Source organism: Marivivens donghaensis (assembly GCF_011806565.1).
Classification (GTDB): domain Bacteria; phylum Pseudomonadota; class Alphaproteobacteria; order Rhodobacterales; family Rhodobacteraceae; genus Marivivens; species Marivivens donghaensis_A.
Window position 1 is genome coordinate 333622 of sequence record NZ_JAATOP010000001.1, and the last position, 19137, is coordinate 352758.

The 19137-nt window shown below is 60.7% G+C and carries 17 protein-coding genes and 1 riboswitch; of the genes, 14 read left to right on the forward strand and 3 right to left on the reverse strand.

What is annotated here, in order from left to right; all coding sequences use genetic code 11:
- Positions 1-14: 14 nt before the first annotated feature.
- The 3 genes from ftsY to HCZ30_RS01755 all read left to right on the forward strand — a co-directional run bounded on the left by ftsY (position 15) and on the right by HCZ30_RS01755 (position 2669).
- Positions 15-1088: a signal recognition particle-docking protein FtsY gene (gene ftsY / locus HCZ30_RS01745; RefSeq protein ID WP_167636033.1), complete on the forward strand. Its 1074-nt coding sequence runs from the start codon at positions 15-17 to the stop codon at positions 1086-1088.
- 66 nt (positions 1089-1154) lie between these two features.
- The gene (locus tag HCZ30_RS01750) at positions 1155-2057 is read left to right on the forward strand and encodes a DMT family transporter (RefSeq protein ID WP_167636034.1); all 903 of its coding nucleotides are present in this window, start codon (positions 1155-1157) and stop codon (positions 2055-2057) included.
- Positions 2058-2066: 9 nt separating this feature from the next.
- The gene (locus HCZ30_RS01755; protein ID WP_167636035.1) at positions 2067-2669 is read left to right on the forward strand and encodes an inner membrane-spanning protein YciB; all 603 of its coding nucleotides are present in this window, start codon (positions 2067-2069) and stop codon (positions 2667-2669) included.
- On the opposite strand, the gene HCZ30_RS01760 is transcribed toward HCZ30_RS01755, so the two are convergent.
- A complete protein-coding gene (locus HCZ30_RS01760) occupies positions 2659-2946 on the reverse strand; it encodes a Dabb family protein (RefSeq protein ID WP_167636036.1) in 288 nt (95 codons plus the stop codon). The genes HCZ30_RS01755 and HCZ30_RS01760 overlap by 11 nt on opposite strands.
- Positions 2943-3641 (reverse strand): glutathione S-transferase N-terminal domain-containing protein, encoded by a 699-nt coding sequence (locus HCZ30_RS01765; protein ID WP_167636037.1) that lies wholly within the window; start codon positions 3639-3641, stop codon positions 2943-2945. The genes HCZ30_RS01760 and HCZ30_RS01765 overlap by 4 nt, the downstream gene beginning before the upstream one ends.
- 88 nt (positions 3642-3729) lie before the next feature.
- Positions 3730-3806: riboswitch (SAM riboswitch) on the forward strand.
- A gap of 49 nt (positions 3807-3855) precedes the next feature.
- Between HCZ30_RS01765 and metZ the strand changes: the two genes are divergently transcribed.
- The 4 genes from metZ (at position 3856) to HCZ30_RS01785 (ending at position 8088) form a co-directional block, all read left to right on the forward strand.
- Positions 3856-5034, forward strand: coding sequence for an O-succinylhomoserine sulfhydrylase (gene metZ / locus HCZ30_RS01770; protein WP_167636038.1), 1179 nt, complete (start codon positions 3856-3858; stop codon positions 5032-5034).
- A 107-nt stretch (positions 5035-5141) separates the two neighbouring features.
- Positions 5142-6245: a GTP cyclohydrolase FolE2 gene (folE2, locus tag HCZ30_RS01775; protein WP_175580929.1), complete on the forward strand. Its 1104-nt coding sequence runs from the start codon at positions 5142-5144 to the stop codon at positions 6243-6245.
- 110 nt (positions 6246-6355) lie between these two features.
- A complete protein-coding gene (locus tag HCZ30_RS01780) occupies positions 6356-6583 on the forward strand; it encodes a hypothetical protein (RefSeq protein WP_246212527.1) in 228 nt (75 codons plus the stop codon).
- A 56-nt stretch (positions 6584-6639) separates the two neighbouring features.
- Positions 6640-8088, forward strand: coding sequence for a TrkH family potassium uptake protein (locus HCZ30_RS01785; RefSeq protein WP_167636040.1), 1449 nt, complete (start codon positions 6640-6642; stop codon positions 8086-8088).
- Between the two features lie 51 nt (positions 8089-8139).
- On the opposite strand, the gene HCZ30_RS01790 is transcribed toward HCZ30_RS01785, so the two are convergent.
- Positions 8140-9978 carry a trypsin-like peptidase domain-containing protein gene (locus HCZ30_RS01790; protein ID WP_167636041.1) on the reverse strand — a complete coding sequence of 613 codons (1839 nt, stop codon included), beginning with the start codon at positions 9976-9978 and terminating at the stop codon, positions 8140-8142.
- 173 nt (positions 9979-10151) lie between these two features.
- On the opposite strand from HCZ30_RS01790, the gene HCZ30_RS01795 reads away from it, so the two are divergent.
- From HCZ30_RS01795 to folP, 7 genes are all read left to right on the forward strand, one after another.
- Positions 10152-11072, forward strand: a complete 921-nt coding sequence (locus HCZ30_RS01795) for a glycine--tRNA ligase subunit alpha (RefSeq protein ID WP_167636042.1) — start codon at positions 10152-10154, stop codon at positions 11070-11072.
- Between the two features lie 9 nt (positions 11073-11081).
- A complete protein-coding gene (locus HCZ30_RS01800; protein WP_167636043.1) occupies positions 11082-11615 on the forward strand; it encodes a DUF6446 family protein in 534 nt (177 codons plus the stop codon).
- On the forward strand, positions 11615-13672 hold the full coding sequence (gene glyS / locus HCZ30_RS01805) for a glycine--tRNA ligase subunit beta (RefSeq protein ID WP_167636044.1): 2058 nt from the start codon (positions 11615-11617) through the stop codon (positions 13670-13672). Before HCZ30_RS01800 ends, glyS begins: the two co-directional genes overlap by 1 nt.
- Before the next feature lie 70 nt (positions 13673-13742).
- Positions 13743-16301: a putative PEP-binding protein gene (locus HCZ30_RS01810; RefSeq protein ID WP_432442749.1), complete on the forward strand. Its 2559-nt coding sequence runs from the start codon at positions 13743-13745 to the stop codon at positions 16299-16301.
- A gap of 148 nt (positions 16302-16449) precedes the next feature.
- Positions 16450-17127 carry a cell wall hydrolase gene (locus HCZ30_RS01815; protein WP_167636046.1) on the forward strand — a complete coding sequence of 226 codons (678 nt, stop codon included), beginning with the start codon at positions 16450-16452 and terminating at the stop codon, positions 17125-17127.
- A 94-nt stretch (positions 17128-17221) separates the two neighbouring features.
- A complete protein-coding gene (locus HCZ30_RS01820; protein WP_167636047.1) occupies positions 17222-18142 on the forward strand; it encodes a dihydroneopterin aldolase in 921 nt (306 codons plus the stop codon).
- A complete protein-coding gene (gene folP, locus HCZ30_RS01825; RefSeq protein WP_167636048.1) occupies positions 18142-19137 on the forward strand; it encodes a dihydropteroate synthase in 996 nt (331 codons plus the stop codon). The genes HCZ30_RS01820 and folP overlap by 1 nt, the downstream gene beginning before the upstream one ends.

A 19137-nucleotide genomic window follows, 5' to 3' on the forward strand; every position in this document is an offset into this window, starting at 1 on the left:
GCATCGGATTTCACATGTCCTTTTTCAAAAAGCTCCGCGACCGCCTGACGAAGTCGTCTTCCCAGCTCGATGAAGGGCTCGAAGCCATCGTCGACGAAGGCGCTGACGACGTCGCAGATGAAGGTCCCGTCGAGCCCGCCGCGCCCGTGGTTGCGCCTGCCGAAGCGCCGGTCATCCAGCCGACCATCGATCACGAGCAGCCCAAGAAAGCAGGCATTGTCGACCGCCTGATGGGCCGCGCCGACAACTCGCCGCGCCGCACGCTCGATGACGAGATGCTCGAACAGCTCGAAGAACTGCTTATCGCATCGGACATGGGTGTCGATACCGCGCTGCGCGTCACGGCCAACATCGCCGAAGGCCGCATGGGTCGCAAAGTCTCTGTTAACGAGATCAAGACGCTGCTTGCCGAAGAAGTCACCCGCATCATGGAGCCGGTCGCGCGCCCGCTGCCGCTTTATACGAAGAAGCCGCAAGTCGTGCTGGTTGTTGGCGTGAACGGCTCGGGAAAAACCACGACCATCGGTAAACTCGCCAGCCAATTCCGCGCTGCCGGCAAAAAGGTCGTTATCGCTGCGGGTGACACTTTCCGCGCTGCCGCCGTCGAGCAGCTTCAGGTCTGGGGCGACCGCGCAGGCGTGCCCGTCATGACCGCGCCCGAAGGCTCGGACCCCGCTAGCCTCGCGTTCGATGCGATGACCAAGGCGCAGGAAGACGGCGCCGACCTTCTGATGATCGATACAGCTGGCCGCCTCCAGAACCGCCAGGATCTGATGGAGGAATTGGCCAAGATCGTCCGCGTCATCCGCAAGAAAGACCCCGACGCGCCGCACAACACCCTGCTGGTGCTCGACGCGACGACCGGTCAGAACGCTCTCGTGCAGACCGAAGCCTTCCAGAAACTCGCCGACGTGTCCGGCCTTGTGATGACCAAACTCGACGGCACGGCCAAAGGCGGTGTCCTGGTCGCGCTAGCTGACAAATTCGCGCTGCCGATTCATGCCATCGGCGTGGGCGAGCAGATCGACGATCTCGCGCCTTTCGATCCCGAAGACTTCGCCAAGGCGCTGGTCGGCGCGCACGAATGACCCTTCATTCACTCTGGCACAAATACCTCGGGGGGCTAGGGGGCAGAGCCCCCTTCGACGTTTCATATGGGTGATTGGCTCGTCTCGATAGCGGGCACGCCGCAGGGCGCTCAGCTCGCAACCCTGCTCGCTCTGATGTCGGCCATTGCGCACGCATCCTTCGGCGCTCTGCAAAAAGGCAACGTCGATCCGTGGACGTCGCGCGGCGTCATCGACGGTTGGCTGGCGATCATCTCGGCACCTGTCGCGTTGTTTCTCGTACCCTGGCCCGATGGCCGTATGTGGATCATCCTGCTCGGCGCGGTCATCATCCACCTCGGCTATAAACTCGCGATGGCGCTGGCTTACGAGCGCGCGGCTTACACGGTTGTCTACCCTATCGTCAGAGGCAGCGGGCCAGTTGTCACCGTGGCCGCAGCGACCGTTATTTTCCACGAGCACTTCGCCCTGATCCAGTGGCTCGGCGTGGTCTGCCTGTCGGGCGGTATCCTGCTCGTTGCGGTACGCAACATGCTCGACGAAAAGCTGGACCCCAAGGGCCTGCGCATCGGTCTGATCTGGGCCGCGATTGGCGGGGCGACGGTCGCGCTCTACACCGTTTATGACGCTTGGGGCATCCGCCAGTCGGCCGACCCGTTCACATTCCTTGCGTGGTGGTTCTTCCTCGCGGCCTTCGACATGCCCGTCATCGCTGCGATCCGCTGGCGCAACCTGCCCGTCAAACCCGCCGTGGGGCCGCTCATGGTGCGCGGCATCTGCGGTGCGTTCATTGGTTGGATCAGTTTCGGCGGCGTGATGCTCGCCACGCGCATCGACAAGGTTGGCGAGGCTGCTGTCCTCCGCGAAACCTCGCCCGTTTTTGCCGCGCTGATCGGCTGGCTGTTCCTCGGTGAAAAGGTCGGCTGGCAGCGGTCCATGTTTATCGCGCTGATCGCCGTCGGCGCAGTCATCGTCGAATTTGGAGCCTAAGGAGCTGTCATGTCCGCAAAGCCCATCAATCCAATCCTGAAACAGGTGCTCGAGCTTGGCCCGACCGTGGTCTTTTTCCTGATCTACCTGCGGATAAAGGACGAGAACTACATCATCGGCGGCACCGAATATTCGGGCTTCATCGTCTCCGCGATCGTCTTCATTCCGATCCTGCTGGTCTCGATGGGCATCCTGTGGGCGCTCACCCGCAAGCTCAGCCGGATGCAGGTTTTCACCGCGTTCATGGTGATCTTCTTCGGCGGGCTGACAGCCTATTTTAACAACAAAGCGTTCTTCATGATGAAGACGACGATTGTTTACGGACTGTTCTTTGTACTGCTTGGCATCGGCCTGCTGCGCCGAGAAAGCTGGCTGCAATACGTGCTCGGGGAGTTCCTGCCGATGGAGCGCGAAGGCTGGATGATCTTCACCAAGCGCCTCGCGGTCTTCTTCCTCGTCCTTGCGCTGGCAAACGAAGTGATCTGGCGCACCCAGAGCGAGGAGCTCTGGGTCACGCTCGAGACATTCGCGTTTCCGGCTGTCACCTTCATATTCCTGTGGGTGAACATCGTCGCCCTCCAGAAATATCTGATCGAAGACCCTAAGAAATAAAGTCTGCCGCTGTGCGCGTGTCGCGCAGCGGACGCACCAGCTCGATGGACTTGGTGTAGAGCGGATGCGCCTTGTAGGCGGCGAGCTGCGCTTCATCCTCGAATTCCCCGTAGACGACGAAATCAGGCCCCTCGGGGCTGATCGGATCGCTGTTCAGGTTCGGTCTGATTTCCAGACGGATCGAGTCGGGGATGGTTTCGAGGAGCTTCAACCCCTCGAAAACGGCGTCACGGTTTTCGGGCCGCTTGACCGTGAAAAATACGATGTGCCGGATCATTTCTGTTTGAAAAGCCGTTCCATTTGTTCCTTGGAGTAGCCTTTCTGGCGCACTTCAGCGGCGAGTTCCATGCCCTTTTTAACCGCAGGGCGGGCGGCCATGCGGTCCATCCAGGCTTTCATATTCGGCTTGTCATCGAGCGTCTGCTGCTGGCCTTCCCAGCTTGCCGCCCACGGGTAGATCGCCATGTCGGCGATGGAGTAGTCGCCGCAGATGTAATCCTTGCCGTCCAGCTGCGTGTCGAGCACGCGGTAAAGGCGGGATACTTCGTTGCGATAGCGTTCCTGCGCGTAGGGCAGAACCTGCGGCGGGTCCATGTCGGGGGCGTAGCGCAGGAAGTGGTGCGCTTGGCCAGCCATCGGGCCAACGCCGCCCATTTGCCACATCAGCCATTGATCGACGTTGATGCGGTCCCGCTCGGTCGCGCCGCAGAACGTGCCGGTCTTGCGAGCGAGGTATTGCAGGATCGCGCCCGACTCGAAGAGCGAAATCGGCTCGCCATCGGGGCCTTCGGGGTCGACGATGGCGGGCATACGGTTGTTGGGGGCGATCTTCAGAAACTCCGGATCGAACTGGTCGCCAGCGCCGATGTCGACCAGATGCAGGTCGTATGGCAGGCCCATCTCCTCCAGTGCGATCGAGATTTTCTTGCCGTTCGGTGTCGGCCAATAATGCAATGCAATGGGGGCGGTCATCGGGAACTCCTAAAATTATAGGGGTACAATGCGCCTTTGCGCAGAGGCTGCAAGGTGTTTTCCTTGACCGCGTGGAACGTGAGGCGTATCCCGCCCACGTGGCGATTTGAACCGGATTGCGGGCCACGTTAAACAAACCGCTAAAAAGGAACAGGCCAGCCCCTGCTACCTTTCCGGTGTCAGGGGTTTTGTTTTAAGGCCAAAAGGAAAGCACATGGACAAATTTTCCAAGCGCACACGCGCGGTTCATAGCGGTGTCCGCCGCAGCAAATACAACGAACTGAGCGAAGCCATCTTCCTCACTCAAGGCTTCGTTTACGACACTGCCGAGCAGGCCGAGCAGCGCTTCGTCCAACTGGGCGACGACGAGTTCATTTACGCGCGCTACGGCAATCCGACCGTTGCAATGCTCGAAGACCGCATGGCCGACCTTGAAGGCGTTGAAGCTGGTTTCGCGACCGCCTCGGGTATGGCTGCCGTCAACGGCGCGCTGATGTCGCTGCTCAAAGCAGGCGACCACGTTGTATCGAGCCGCGCGCTGTTTGGTTCGTGCCTCTACATCCTCGAAGAAGTGCTGGCCCGCTTCGGCGTCGAGGTCACCCTCGTTGATGGCCGCGATATGGACGCATGGAAAGCCGCGATCCGTCCGGACACCAAGGTCGTGTTCTTCGAGTCGATCTCGAACCCGACCCTCGAAGTCATCGACATGAAGGCCGTCATCGACCTCGCTCACGCCAATGACGCGCTAGTCGTTGTCGACAACGCCATGGCGACGCCGGTCTACTCGATCGCGGGCGAGCTGGGCGCTGATCTTATCGTTTACTCGACCACCAAGCACGTGGACGGTCAGGGTCGCTGCCTCGGCGGTATTGTTCTGGGCAAAAAAGAGCTCGTGCGTGGTCCGGTTGAAGCCTACCTCAAGCACACCGGCGGCGCGATGAGCCCGTTCAACGCTTGGGTCATGCTCAAGTCGCTCGATACGCTGATGCTGCGTGTGAACCATCAGGCGGAAACCGCGATGAAGCTTGCGGAGGCGCTGGACGGTCATGCAAAGCTGAACTCGGTCAGCTTCCCGCTGCACCCGAGCCATCCGCAGTACGAGATGACCAAGGCGCAATACGACGGCGTGGGCACCGTGCTTGCGATCGATGTGAAGGGCGGCAAGGACGAATGCTTCCGCTTCCTCAACGCGCTCAACATCTTCACCATCACCAACAACTTTGCTGACAGCAAATCGCTGGTGACGCACCCCGCGACGACGACGCACCAGCGTCTGCCGCAGGAGCTGAAAGACACGCTCGGCATCACGCCCGGTCTCGTCCGTGTGTCGTGCGGCCTTGAAGATACGGACGATCTGATCGCTGACGTTCTTCAGGCGCTGGACGCAATCTGATGAGTGATCCGCGCGACGGTTCCAAGCGTATTCCCTTCGCATCTGGTAGCAAACTGTCGCGCGCTTCCCATATAAAAGAGCGTGCTGCCACTTCGGGAGACCCCGACATGAATATCCATAGTCACGACATGGAACGTGAACCTTCGCGTGATGAAGCCGAAGCTGCGCTTGCGCTCCTGCGCAAGTGGGCGAATGGCGTCACGCCCGAAGAGGTCGCAACTCTTGACCCGTTGGTTTCGCGGCTCATTCCGGGCAGCGAAGTCAGCAATTATCCCGCTTTGGCCCGCGCCTACCCCGAAGATTTTGTGGTCGACGAGGACTACAAGGCGTCGATGCCCGACCTCCAGAATGGTCCGTCCAGCCTGATCCGCGGCGCGAAGCAGACGATCCAGCACGTCGGGATTTCGAACTTCCGCCTGCCGATCCGCTTCTACGCCCGCGAGGGCGGCGAGGTGACGCTGGAAACCTCTGTGACCGGCACCGTTTCGCTTGAGGCCGAGAAGAAGGGCATCAACATGTCCCGCATCATGCGGACATTCTACAAACATGCCGAAAAGACCTTCTCGTTCGATGTGATCTCGGATGCTCTGGACGCCTACAAGGAAGACCTCGAGAGCTTCGACGCGCGCATCCAGATGCGGTTCCGTTACCCGATGAAGGTAAAATCACTTCGTTCGGGCCTCGACGGCTACCAGTACTACGACATCGCTCTCGAACTGATCGAGAAGGCGGGCGTTCGTAAAAAGATCATCCACCTCGACTACGTTTATTCGTCGACTTGTCCGTGCTCGCTCGAACTGTCCGAACATGCGCGCCAATTCCGCGGCCAGCTCGCAACCCCGCACTCGCAGCGTTCGGTGGCTCGCATTTCGGCAGTGCTCGACGAGAATTCGAAGACGCTGTGGTTCGAAGACCTGATCGAGATGGCTCGCGCTGCCGTGCCGACCGAAACGCAAGTGATGGTAAAGCGCGAAGACGAGCAGGCGTTTGCAGAACTGAACGCCGCCAACCCGATCTTTGTCGAGGACGCGGCCCGTCTGTTCTGTGAACAGCTTCAAAAGGATCCGCGTATCGGTGATTTCCAGATCGTCGCGAGCCATCAGGAAAGCCTGCACAGCCACGATGCGGTTTCGGTGCTGACCGAAGGCAAGACCTTCAACACCGACAGCCTTGATCCGAAGCTGTTCAGCACGCTCTATCACGTTGGATAATTCTGCATTGCAGCGAAATTATGCCGCATCGCAGAAGTAAGAATGGGCGCCGCTGGTCGGCGCCCTATTTCGTTGGTTTCACAAGCACGCCATCTACGGAGGTTTCCGCCATGGCAAATGCAATGATTGACGTACGTTTCCTGAAATCTGGCCTTCACCAACAAGTCGATGACTACTTCGCCGCGCTGGGGCAGGGGACCAATGCCTATCTCGAACGCCGTATGCGGATGGCAGAAATCCTCCGCCTCAACGCGAAATCGGATGCAGAGCTTGTACGGATGGGGCTTGAGCGCGAAGAAATCCCGTCATACGTTTTTCGTGACCTGTTCGGTGCTTAGCTGACCGAACCCACAGCGACTTGACTCCGGCTGGGGGGACAGCCAAGCCACTGCTCATGACTGATCTTCGCCCTGTCGGATATGTAATCGGACTGCTGACCGCAGTTCTCGGCCTCGCAATGGTCGCCCCGCTGCTGTTCGATCTGTTCGACGGCAACGGTGAATGGAAGACGTTCCTCCAGGCCGGAGTGATCACTGTCATCTTCGGCGGCACAATGGCTGTGGCCTGCACGAACCGCGAAACGCGCGGCCTGACGATCCGCCAGAGCTTTATCCTCACCACTGGTGTCTGGGTGACTCTTCCGCTGTTCGGCGCGATCCCGTTTCTAATGGGAGAGCCGAACCTGCGCCTTGTCGATGCGGTGTTCGAAGCGATGTCCGGCATGACGACCACGGGCGCCACGGTGATCGAAGGGCTGGAGTTCCACTCCTACGGCATGTTGCTCTGGCGCGGTATTCTGCAATGGCTCGGCGGGCTCGGTATCGTCATCGTTGCGATGATCTTCCTGCCGGTGATGCGCGTCGGTGGTATGCAGTTCTTCCAGTCCGAAGGCTTCGATACCTTGGGCAAGGCCCTGCCGCGCGCGCTGGACATCGCGAAGGGCTTGCTGAACATCTACGTCGGCCTGACGATCCTGTGCGGCTTTGCCTACATGATCACTGGCATGGACGGCCGCAACGCGCTGGTCCATGCGTTTACCACGATGGCGACGGGCGGCTTTTCGACCTCGGACGCGTCCTTCGCGGCCTTTGCTGGACCGCCGCAGTACGTGGCGGTGGTCTTCATGATCCTCGCATCGATCCCGTTCATTCGGATGCTCCAGTTTTTCCAGGGCGACCCCGAGCCGATCTGGAAGGACCAGCAGGTCCGCGGCTACCTCCTCTGGATCTCGATCGCCACGGCACTGGTGGTCGTCTACCGCATGATCCGCCTTGACCATTACGGCGAGTATGCGTTCCGCGAGACACTGTTCAACATCGTCTCGATCTTCTCGGGCACGGGCTTCGGGGACGGCGATATCCTTGCCTACGGCCCGTTCGCATTCGCAGTATTTTTCTGCGTTGGTGCGATCGGTGGGTGTTCGGGGTCGACGGGTTGTTCGATCAAGATCTTCCGCTATCAGATCATGCTGCGCGCCATTTCGGCCCAGATCCGCAGGTTGCTGAGCCCTCACCGCGTGGTGCCTGTCCGTTACGAAGGACGTCCGGTCAGCGAGGGCGTCATGAACTCGATCATGCTGCTGTTCACCTGCTTTATCCTGACCTTCGGCCTGATGATCGTGGCGCTGAGCCTGACGGGCCTAAGCTTCTTTGCCTCTGTGACCGGCGCGTGGACGGCGGTGTTCAATATCGGCCCGGCCTTTGGTCCAGAGGTTGCGGCATCCGGTGCGCTGTCGAATTTTCCTGATGCAGCCAAGTGGCTCATGTCGCTGGGCATGTTGCTGGGACGACTGGAAATCGTGTCCTGCCTCGTCCTTCTCGTCCCGCGTTTCTGGGCTGACTGACGAAAAAGGGCCGGAGCAATGCTCCGGCCCTTTTCAATTCTAGCGTCGCTCTTACCAGCAGCTCACCAATGCGGTGACATCCGCCGCGAGGCCGGTCAGTGTTTCCGGCGGCATGTAGCCGACCATATCGGTGGTTTTGGCCGTGATGCCCGCAGCGCCCAGAGCGTTCGTCAGCGCGGCAGCATTGCCCGCGAAATTCACGCTCTCAGGCAGGACCGTGTTGGTCTCCGCTTTCGGCATCAGCATGCCGATGACAGCACCACCCTGATCGAACACGGGACCGCCGACGTCGCCGTCGTGCGCTTCGATTTCGAGGCGCAGCACATCGGCTTCGCCATTCAGGCCAGTGAGGTCATTGAGGCCACCGAAGGTCACGGCGGGCAGACGCAGAACGCCGCCGTAGGGGTAGCCAGCCACGGCCACTGTGTCAGCGGGGCGGGGCTGCGACAGCTGGAATTCGGCCTGACCGATGGGCGCGAGCGCGGTGTCCGGCTGGAGGACGGCAAAACGGTCGTCCGACCACACGACGCTGGCGCGATGGCTATCGTCGAGCGTGACGTATTCGCAGCTACCGACGTTGGCAGCGGCAGTCAGAACAGCGCCTTGGGCGTTGACGAACATGCCCGCGCCGTTGCTCTGTGGTTTGCGGATCGCCAGTCCGGCGAGCAGGTCGGTCGACGGCAGTGCCTCATCCGGCACCATCGCAGCGTCCAGCACACCATCGATACGTTTGAAGCTTTCCTGCATCTTGGCAAGGACGCGGGTTCGGCGCTCTTCATCGCCAGCGGGCCAGACCAGACCGAAGCCCTTGATCACGCCGCGGTCGTTGGTCGATGCGGAAATGTAGGTGTGAATGTTGTCGTTCGATCCGTTGATTTCGAAGCGGTCGCCGTTTTTGCCGCGCTGACCTTCGGTCGGCACGATCTGAAGCGTCTGCAAAATCTCGTAAAGACCGTAGAGGCGCTGGCGGTCGCCCTGACCGGAAATCAGCAGAACCTGAACGCCGGAGCCGTCTTTCGCCTCATAGCGGACGAACGGGGCCTCATAGGTCGGCTCGCCGACCATTGCGGTCGGGATCATGATCGACACGCCCGCGCGCTCGTTGCGGACACGCTCAAGGCCGGTGCCTTCGAGGACAGCGTTATAGTCGCCCAGAAGTTCGGCGCGTTGGCGGGTCGTCAGGACGCCCGTGCCTTCGTAGCCCTTGCTCACCTGCCAGTCGGCCATCGAACTACGGGTGCCACGGCCGAATGCGCCGTCGATGCCGCTGTTGTAGAAACCGGCCCATGCCAGCGCGATCTGGAGTTCCTTGCGCTCGTCGCCCGACAGCTGGCTTTCGCTGGCGCGTGCTTCGGCAGGGGTTTCGTCGATGACGACGGGCTCGGGTTCCGGTTCGATCACCGGATCAATGACGATTGTCGGTTCTTCTTCGACCACCGGTTCTTCAGCCACAGGCTCTTCCAGCGGTTCGAGGTCGAGCGACGAGATGTCGACTTCGACATCATCGACGCCTTGAACATTGCTGCGGTCGGTCGCCGAGGGCAGCGGCAGCGGGCTGGTCGGTGCGCCGACGCCGATTGGCCAGTACTGCTGGCCGAAGCGGCTGCCGTCGCTGACGAAAGCATCGCGCGGAATGGTGCCGGCGCGGCGAAGCTCGCGGCGATAGGCGTCCGCATCGTCGGCCGCATAAGGGCCAAGCGCGACGACGTACCAGCCGTTACCAAGGTAGAAACCGTTCACATCCGGCAGTTCGGCAGCAAAGCGGCGCGCGCTTTCCTGACCACCGGACAGAGTGGGGCGTGCTTCGAGTTGAATCCATGACAGCTCTTGGGCTGCGGCTTGAAGTGCGGATCCGATCAAAAGCACGAATGCGAGGATATGCCTGATCATACCTGTCCCGTTTTATTCGTGTTGTTGTTAGGTACTTATGTCATCTAGAACGCTTTGCGTAAAAGCCATCTGCAAATAATTTTATCAGTGTACTTCTTATGCCTCAAAAGCCCTGCGATTGACCCCGCGCGGCGAGCGGCCTATTGAAGCGGCGAACCGAAAAGAGGGCGACAATGGCCGACAAACCCCGTTCCTTCCAAGAAATCATCCTGCGCCTCCAGAACTACTGGGCGGGCAAGGGCTGTGCTGTGCTCCAGCCTTACGACATGGAAGTCGGTGCAGGTACATTCCACCCTGCGACAACGCTGCGCAGCCTCGGCTCCAAGTCGTGGGCCGCTGCCTATGTGCAGCCGTCGCGTCGTCCGACCGATGGCCGCTATGGTGAGAACCCGAACCGCCTTCAGCACTACTACCAGTATCAGGTGATCATCAAACCGTCGCCGCCGGACCTTCAGGACCTGTACCTCGGTTCGCTGCAAGCGATTGGTATCGACGTGCATCTGCATGACATCCGTTTTGTCGAGGATGACTGGGAATCCCCGACCCTCGGCGCTTGGGGCCTTGGTTGGGAAGTCTGGTGTGACGGCATGGAAGTGTCGCAGTTCACCTATTTCCAACAGGTTGGCGGTCACGACTGCAAACCGGTTTCGGGCGAGCTTACCTACGGCCTCGAACGTCTGGCGATGTATGTGCTTGGCGTGGATCACGTCATGGACATGCCGTTCAATGATCCCGACGCACCGATTGCGCTGAAATACGGCGACATCTTCCGTCAGACCGAAGAAGAATACTCGCGCCACAACTTCGATCTCGCGGACACCGACAAGCTATTCCGCAACTTCGAAGAGGCGGAGAAAGAATGCCAGCGCCTGCTGGACTTCGATCACGACGACGAAAAGACCGGCAAACGCATCCTCATGGCGCACCCCGCCTATGACCAGTGCATCAAAGCGTCCCACGTCTTTAACCTGCTGGACGCGCGCGGCGTGATTTCGGTCACCGAACGCCAAGCCTACATCGGCCGCGTTCGTGCGTTGGCCAAGCTTTGCGCCGATGCGTTCGTCCAGACCGAAGCCGGCGGCCACGTCGTTTAAGGAAGTATCATGCGCTCTGCACGCCTTGCCGTTCTGGCGATTGTACTGACTGCTCTCGTTGCGGGCGCGGGTCTCTATTATTCGCTGGTCTACGCTTATTACGACGTTCTGGCCGGTGACGACCTGCCCGAGATTTCGCTGATCTCTGCCACTACGGGCGAGGCCGAAGGCATCGCGGTTTCGGAAGTTCAGGCGATCGACAGCGACAGCTCGCCGATCCGGCTGCGCGCTTGTTTCGAGACACCGACCCCGCTGGACGAACTCGCTGCGACCTACGAGGTTTACGAGAACGCCGTGCCGCTCAACGCACCTGGCTGGTTCTCGTGCTTCGACGCCAAACAGCTTGGTGCCGAGCTTGAGGACGGCGACGCCGTCGCGTTCCTTGGCACGCCGAATATCAACTACGGGATCGACCGGATCGTCGCCATCACCCCTGCGGGCAATGGCTATGTCTGGAACCAGATCAACGCCTGTGGCGACGCCAAATTCAACGGCGATCCGCTGCCCGAAGGCTGCCCGACACCCCCCGAAGGGATGAACTGATGCCCAATCTTCTGATCGAACTTTTCTCCGAAGAAATTCCGGCCCGTATGCAGGCCAAAGCTGCCGATGATCTGAAAAAGTTGATCACCGACGGTCTGGTTGATGCAGGTCTGACCTACGCCCACGCCGCTGCCTTCTGGACACCGCGCCGCCTGACCCTGTCGATCGAGGATCTGACGGGCGAGAGCAAAGCCGTCAAAGAAGAGCGCAAGGGTCCGTCCACGTCCGCTCCGGAAAAGGCTATCGAAGGCTTCCTGCGCTCGACCGGTCTGACCATGGACCAGCTCGAAGTACGCGACGACAAGAAGGGTCAGGTCTACTTCGCCGTCTTTGAAAAGCCGGGCCGCCTGGCTGGCGAGATCATTGCCGAAGTGCTCGACAAGACCATCCGCAACTTCCCGTGGCCCAAATCCATGCGCTGGGGCGCTGGCCCGATGCGTTGGGTGCGTCCGCTGCACTCGATCATCTGTCTGCTGTCTGACGCGGACGGTAATGAGGTCGTCCCGTTCGAAATCGAAGGTATCAAGTCCGGGAACACCACCAAGGGTCACCGCTTCATGGCGCCCGACGTGATCACTGTGTCGGACTTCGAGGACTACGAGGCCAAGCTCAAGCGCGCCAAGGTCGTCCTGCGCGCCGACGAGCGTGCCGAAACCATCGAGCACGAGGCCAGCAACATGGCCTTTGCTGCCGGTATGGAAATCGTTGAAGACAAGGGCCTTCTGGCCGAAGTCGGTAACCTCGTCGAATTCCCTGTGCCGCTGATGGGCCCGATCGCTGACGAATTCCTTGGCCTCCCGCCGGAGGTTCTCCAGACCTCGATGAAAGAGCACCAGAAGTTCTTCTCGGTCCGCAACCCCAAGACCGGCCGCATCGAAAAATTCGTCACCGTCGCCAACATCGAGACCGCCGACCACGGCGCTACGATCCTTGCGGGTAACCTCAAGGTTCTGTCGGCACGTCTGTCGGACGCGAAGTTCTTCTACGAAAACGACCTGCGCGTTGCGAAGGCGGGCATGGGCGACTGGCTCGATGGCCTCGCCAACGTGACTTTCCACAACAAACTGGGCAGCCAGAAAGACCGGATCGAACGCATCGCCGCTTTGGCACGCACGCTGGCACCGTCCGTTGATGCTGACGCCGAAAAGGCAGGCGAGGCGGCTCTGATCGCCAAGGCCGACCTGCGTTCGGATATGGTTGGTGAGTTCCCCGAACTTCAGGGCCTGATGGGCCGCTACTACGCACTTGCCGCGGGCCGCACCGATGATGTCGCCGACGCTTGCCGCGATCACTATTCGCCGCTCGGCCCGTCGGACGTTGTCCCGACCGCACCTGTTTCGGTCGCCGTCGCGCTGGCCGACAAGATCGACACGCTCACCGGTTTCTGGGCCATCGACGAAAAGCCGACCGGCTCCAAAGACCCGTTCGCACTGCGCCGCGCTGCGCTGGGCGTGATCCGTCTGGTGCTGGAGAACAACCTGACGCTCAAGCTCAAGGACGTCTTTGCATCGGCCAATGAAGGTGCGGATGCCGACGAACTTCTGTCGTTCTTCCACGACCGTCTGAAGGTATTCCTGCGCGATCAGGGCATCCGCCACGACGTGATTGACGCTGTTCTGGCTATGCCGGGTAACGACGATCTGACACTGCTGGTCAAGCGCGCCCGGGCGCTTCAGGACTTCCTGTCGACCGACGATGGCGGCAACTTGATCCAAGGTTACAAGCGTGCGTCCAACATCCTTGCTCAGGCAGAGGAAAAGGATGGCGTCGAGTACTCCTTCGGTGCCGATCCCAAGTTCGCCGAAGCCGATGCGGAGCGTGACCTCTTCACCGCGCTCGACAAGGCCGATGCAGAGATCAAGCCCGCGATGGAAAACGAAGATTTCGCCGCCGCTATGTCCGCGATGGCGGGCCTGCGTGCGCCGATCGACGCGTTCTTCGAGGCTGTGCAGATCAACAGCGATAACCAGATCGTCCGTCGCAACCGCCTGAACCTGCTGTCGCGCATCCGGACCAGCTGTCTTTCGGTTGCCGATCTTTCGCGCATCGAAGGCTAAGAAAACGGCACGTTACCCTTGCTGCAAACTGCACTTTGCATAAAGTGCAATGCAGCAAGGAGACGCCGCAGTGCAGCACAACATCGAGTTCGAGCCGTTCACCCTGATCACCCCCAACGCGCGTATGTCGCCGTCGGTCCATGGTGGTCGGGCCAAGTGTTTGCAGCGTCTGATCCGCCTCGACATGCCTGTGCCGACCACCGTCGCGCTGTCGTTCGACACGGTGCGCGAGATTGCGCGCGGGCAGATGCCGGAGATGTCGTCGCTGCTCGAACCGTTTGGTGACGCGCCGCTGTTGTCCGTGCGACCGTCCAGTGCCGACTCCGATTGGGGCGGGCCGGGTGCGATCCTGAACATCGGCTTCAACAACGCCCGCCACCGCGAACTGACTGAAAAGATTGGACTTGAGGCGGCGACAGCGCTCTATCTGCGCTTCGTTCAGTCCTATTCGGTCGTCGTTGCCCGTCTTGACCCCGAACAGTTCCACCTTCCCGATGCGCCTACCGAAGCGGCTCTGCGGTCGATGCTGGAAGCCTACGAATACGAAACTGACGAGTTGTTCCCGCAAGACCCCGCCCAACAGCTTGCCGAGGTGTTGCGGTCGATGGCTCGCGCATGGGACGGCACGACGGCGCGTCTGCTCCGTCAGGCCAAGGGCGCGCCCGCTGACGCCGGTCTCGGCCTTGTCGTGCAGGCAATGGCGATGGGCGTCGGACGCGGTAAGTCGGGCTCTGGCGTCATCCAGTTCGTGGATGACAAAACGGGTGAGCAGCGGATCACTGGTCGCTACCTCAGCCAAAGCCAAGGTCGCGAGGCGCTGACGAAGACCAAAGAGGCGCTGTTCATCACCAAGGATGATCGCGGCCTTTCGGTGGAGGAGGAGCTTCCGGAGGTATTTGCGCAGCTCGCCGGCTACCGCGATCTGTGCCGGATCCGTCTGCGTGAAGAAATGCAGATAGAATTCACGGTCGAGGACGGCGAGTTGCATGTCCTCGACGCGATCCGCGTACAGCGCTCGAACCGCGCGTCGGTGAAAATTGCCGTCGATCTAGCGCTGGATGGCATCATTCCCACTGACGAAGCGGTAATGCGCGTCGATCCCGCGATCCTGTCTGAATTGCTCCACCGTCAGGTCGATCCGTCGGCCACGCCCGACGTAATCGTTGCGGGTATCGCGGCCAGCCCCGGTGCGGCTTGCGGGCGGATCGTTTTCACCGCGAACGAGGCGCAGGCCAGCGCCGCCCGTTCGGAAGCCTGCATCCTCGTGCGGCGCGAAACCACGCCCGAGGATATCCGCGGAATGCACGCCGCAAGCGCCGTCATCACCGTGCGCGGCGGCATCACGAGCCACGCCGCAGTGATCGGTCGCGGCCTCGGTCTGCCCTGCGTAGTAGGTGCCTCAGACCTCGTGATCGACCGCAAACGCAAGGTCATGATCGCCCCCGACGGCCGCGAATTCCGTGAAGGTGACGTCATTACGGTGAACGGAACGTCAGGCCGCGTGCTTGCTGGGATGGTGCCATTGATGGAGCCCGCGCTGGATGGCGCATTCCGTCAACTCCTTGATTGGGCAGATGAATTTCGTGACATCGGCATTCGCGCAAACGCCGATACGCCCGCCGATGCGCAGATAGCCCGCAACTTTGCTGCCCAAGGGATCGGCCTCTGCCGGACCGAACACATGTTCTTTGAAGGCGACCGTCTTGGCGTGATGCGCGAGATGATCTTTGCCCATACCGCAGAGGATCGCCGCGCCGTTTTGGACCGTCTTCTGCCGATGCAGCGGGGCGATTTCATCGCGCTGTTCCAGATCATGCACGGCACGCCTGTGTGCATTCGTCTGTTCGATCCGCCGCTCCACGAATTCCTGCCTGCGGACAAATCCGGTCACCGCGAACTTGCCGAACAACTGTCGCTGCCGCTGTCCGAAGTCACCTCCCGCGTCGAAGCGTTGACAGAATATAACCCGATGCTCGGGATGCGCGGCGTGCGCCTTGGTCTGTCGTATCCGGAAATTTACGACATGCAGGCCCGTGCGATTTTCGAGGCTACGGTCGAGGCAAGCCGCTCGGGCGACCCTGTGGTGCCCGAAATCATGATCCCGCTCGTCAGCGCCATGCGCGAGGTCGAGCTGGTCAAAAGCCGCATTGATGCCGTCGCTGCCGCTGTTCGCGCCGAAACAGGCGTCGACTTCCGCTTCCGCTATGGCGTGATGGTCGAAACCCCGCGTGCAGCTCTTCGTGCCGAGGAAATCGCGATGCACGCGCAATTCCTATCATTTGGTACGAACGACCTGACGCAGATGACCTATGGCCTTAGTCGGGACGACGCTGGCCGCTTCATGTCCGCCTATGTGCAGGCCGGCGTCTACGCCGAGGACCCGTTCCACACGCTCGATGTCGAAGGCGTGGGCGAGCTGCTTTCGATGGGGGCAGAGCGGGGCAGGAAGGGCCGCGAGGACGTCGTTCTGTCCATATGCGGCGAACACGGCGGTAGTCGGAGTGCCATTTCTTTTTGCAGATCGCAGAAGTTTGACTACGTTTCATGCTCCCCCTTCCGGGTGCCCGCAGCGCGTTTGTCAGCAGCGCAATTAGCTATTTCAGACCGCAAAATTTCTGCTAGTGTCTAAGGTGTAAGGGACACTTACGCACATGGCGAATACGGAACTATGAGTCCGTTCAAAGGTTTACCCAAATAGTCGGGTGGACCTTTCCGGTGTTTTTTTGTACGCAGCTCGGGCCGGCGTGGGGCAAACCACGTTGAACCGAGGAAGTCCGATGCGTTTTGCTGTGTCGAAAATTCTGAATCTACTGGCCGTCACAATTGCAATTTCGGCTATGGGCAACAGCGTTTTCGCCCAAGATGTATTGGCTGTAAGGCTCGGAGCCTTGCTCGGTCAGGAGCGTGAAGCGATCGCGGAGATCCCGTCTTCTCAGCTTTCCGCTCTTGCGAATCCCCCCGCACCTGATTCCCGGAACATCGAGACCGTTCCGGTCGTCGAACGCTTCGACGATGCCACTTTGGCCGCTCTTCCCGAGGCTGATGGTGGTGAGCAGTGGCATTGTCTTGCCGAAGCGCTCTATTTCGAAGCGCGCGGCGAGAGCGTCGAGGGGCTGTTCGCGGTTGGCGAAGTCATTCTGAACCGCGTCGATAGCGCCGATTACCCGACCACCGTTTGCGGCGTGGTCAATCAGGGCACCGGCGGTCGCTATCGCTGCCAGTTCACCTACACTTGTGATGGTCTGGCCGAGACGATTTCCGAACCTGCCGCTTGGGAAAAGGTCGGCAAGGTCGCCCGCCTGCTCATCGACGGCACCCCGCGTGTTCTGACCGCTGGCGCGACGCACTATCACACCCGCGCGGTGAGCCCGTCGTGGGCCAAGCGTTTCCCCAAAACCGCGATGATCGGCAGCCATATCTTCTACCGTCAACCGACACGCACCGCGATGAACTAAGTCGCGTTTGGCAGGCGATCTGGCGTTGCAGGTCGCTTGCTCCAACGGCGATGGGCTAGTATGCCCAGACCAACGTCGTCGATGGAAAGATGCTATGAACAACGACATCCGCATGGCCTTCGCCCACCCGTCCGAGCGTGCCGAGGCCAGCGCTACCCAACCCTGCGACCGTATTTCGCTGCGTGATTACACCGTCGAGGTGGAGATCGGCGCATTCCAGCAGGAGCGGGGCCATCTCCAGCGCGTTCGTTTCAATGTCGTTGTCGAGGTCAAACCCCAGACCGGCGAAATTGACGACGATGTTGATCGCATTCTATCCTACGACCGCATCACCGAAGCCATTGACGGCGAGCTTGGCGCCGAGCGGATCAACCTGCTCGAAACATTGGCTGCACGTGTGGCCGAACGTATCCTGCGCGAACCGCAGGCGCTTCGCGTGTTTGTGCGGATCGAGAAGCTGGACCGCGGCCCGTTCTCGCTTGGCGTCGAAATCGTGCGCGGCAAGGGCGAGGTTGCCCGTTCGGGGCAGGACCACGTTGCCGTCCCGCATCCCCGCGTCCTGTTCCTGACGAACGAGGCGATCATGTCGAACCGTCTCGGTGTCTGGCTTGATGAGCTCGCGGCTGATGAAGCGCCGTTGATTATTGCCGTCGGTGCTGCGGATGTTTCCGCGCCTCAGTCGTCGGCGGCCCTTGCGCAGCGGCGTATCGACCTCTTGGCCATCGAACAGAACGCTTGGGTTCTGGCTGGCCGTGATAAGCGCTGCGTTGTCGTCGGCACGCGTACCGAGCTCGACTGGGCCATGAAGCATAACCAGATTTGCGTCTGGGCACCGTCGAAGATCGTCCTTGATGCCGTCGAAAGCCCGAGCGCCGATCCGCGCGACGCTCTCCAGTTGGTGTCTTGGTTCGCGGAGCACTACGAAGCCGCTGAGCTGCTGGTCGTCGGTGCGGACGCTCCGACCTCTGCCGTTAAGGTGCGTGCGGTGCCTGTGGACGCGGGCCAACTGCTTTGATGCGCTATTACCGACCGATCCCGATGATGGACGCCGCGCGCCCCGAAGGAGCGCGGCAACTCGCAGGCGGTTGGTGCTGGTTCGACCGCGTCGAAGTGCTGGAACGTGGGCAGGCTCCGCGCGTGGTGCCGCTGTCCGAGGTTCCAGATGACCAGATCACAGCGATGGTCGCGCCTCGCCCTGATATCGCTGCCCTGACGATGAGCACGCCTCAGATTATGGGCATCCTCAACGTCACTCCCGACAGTTTCAGCGACGGCGGCAAGTTCGACACTGCCTCTGCGGCGCTCGCGCAGGGGCGGGCAATGATGGCGGACGGTGCGACGATCATCGACATCGGCGGCGAAAGCACGCGCCCCGGCGCTGCCGAAGTCGAAATGAATGAGGAAGCCGCACGTATCGCGCCCTCCGTAGAGGCTCTGGCGCCGCATGCGGTTGTCTCCATCGACACCCGCAAGACGCTGGTCGCGCAGAAGGCTGCCGACCTTGGTGCTGCGATCCTGAACGACGTCTCCGCGATGGAGTTTGATCCGGACATGGTGAACGTCGCTGCCAAAACGGGGCTGCCGATCTGCCTGATGCACTCGCAAGGTACGCCCGAAACCATGCAGAAGGACCCCAGCTACACGGACGTCCTCCTCGATATCTACGACTATCTGGAGGCCCGCATTCAGGTCGCCGAGGCCGCAGGCATCCCGCGCAGCCGTATTATCACAGACCCAGGTATCGGTTTCGGAAAGACGCAGGCGCATAACCTCGCTCTCTTACGGCGGATTTCACTGTTCCACACGCTCGGTTGCCCTATCTTGCTCGGTGCGAGCCGCAAACGTTTCATCGGTGAAATATCAGGTGCGCAGGATGCTGCCCAAAGGGTGGCCGGATCGGTCTCTGTGGCGCTTGATGGCATTCGTCACGGGGTGCAGATCGTCCGCGTGCATGATACTTTGCCCACGAAACAGGCTCTTAGCCTGATGATGGCAATCAACGAGGAATAG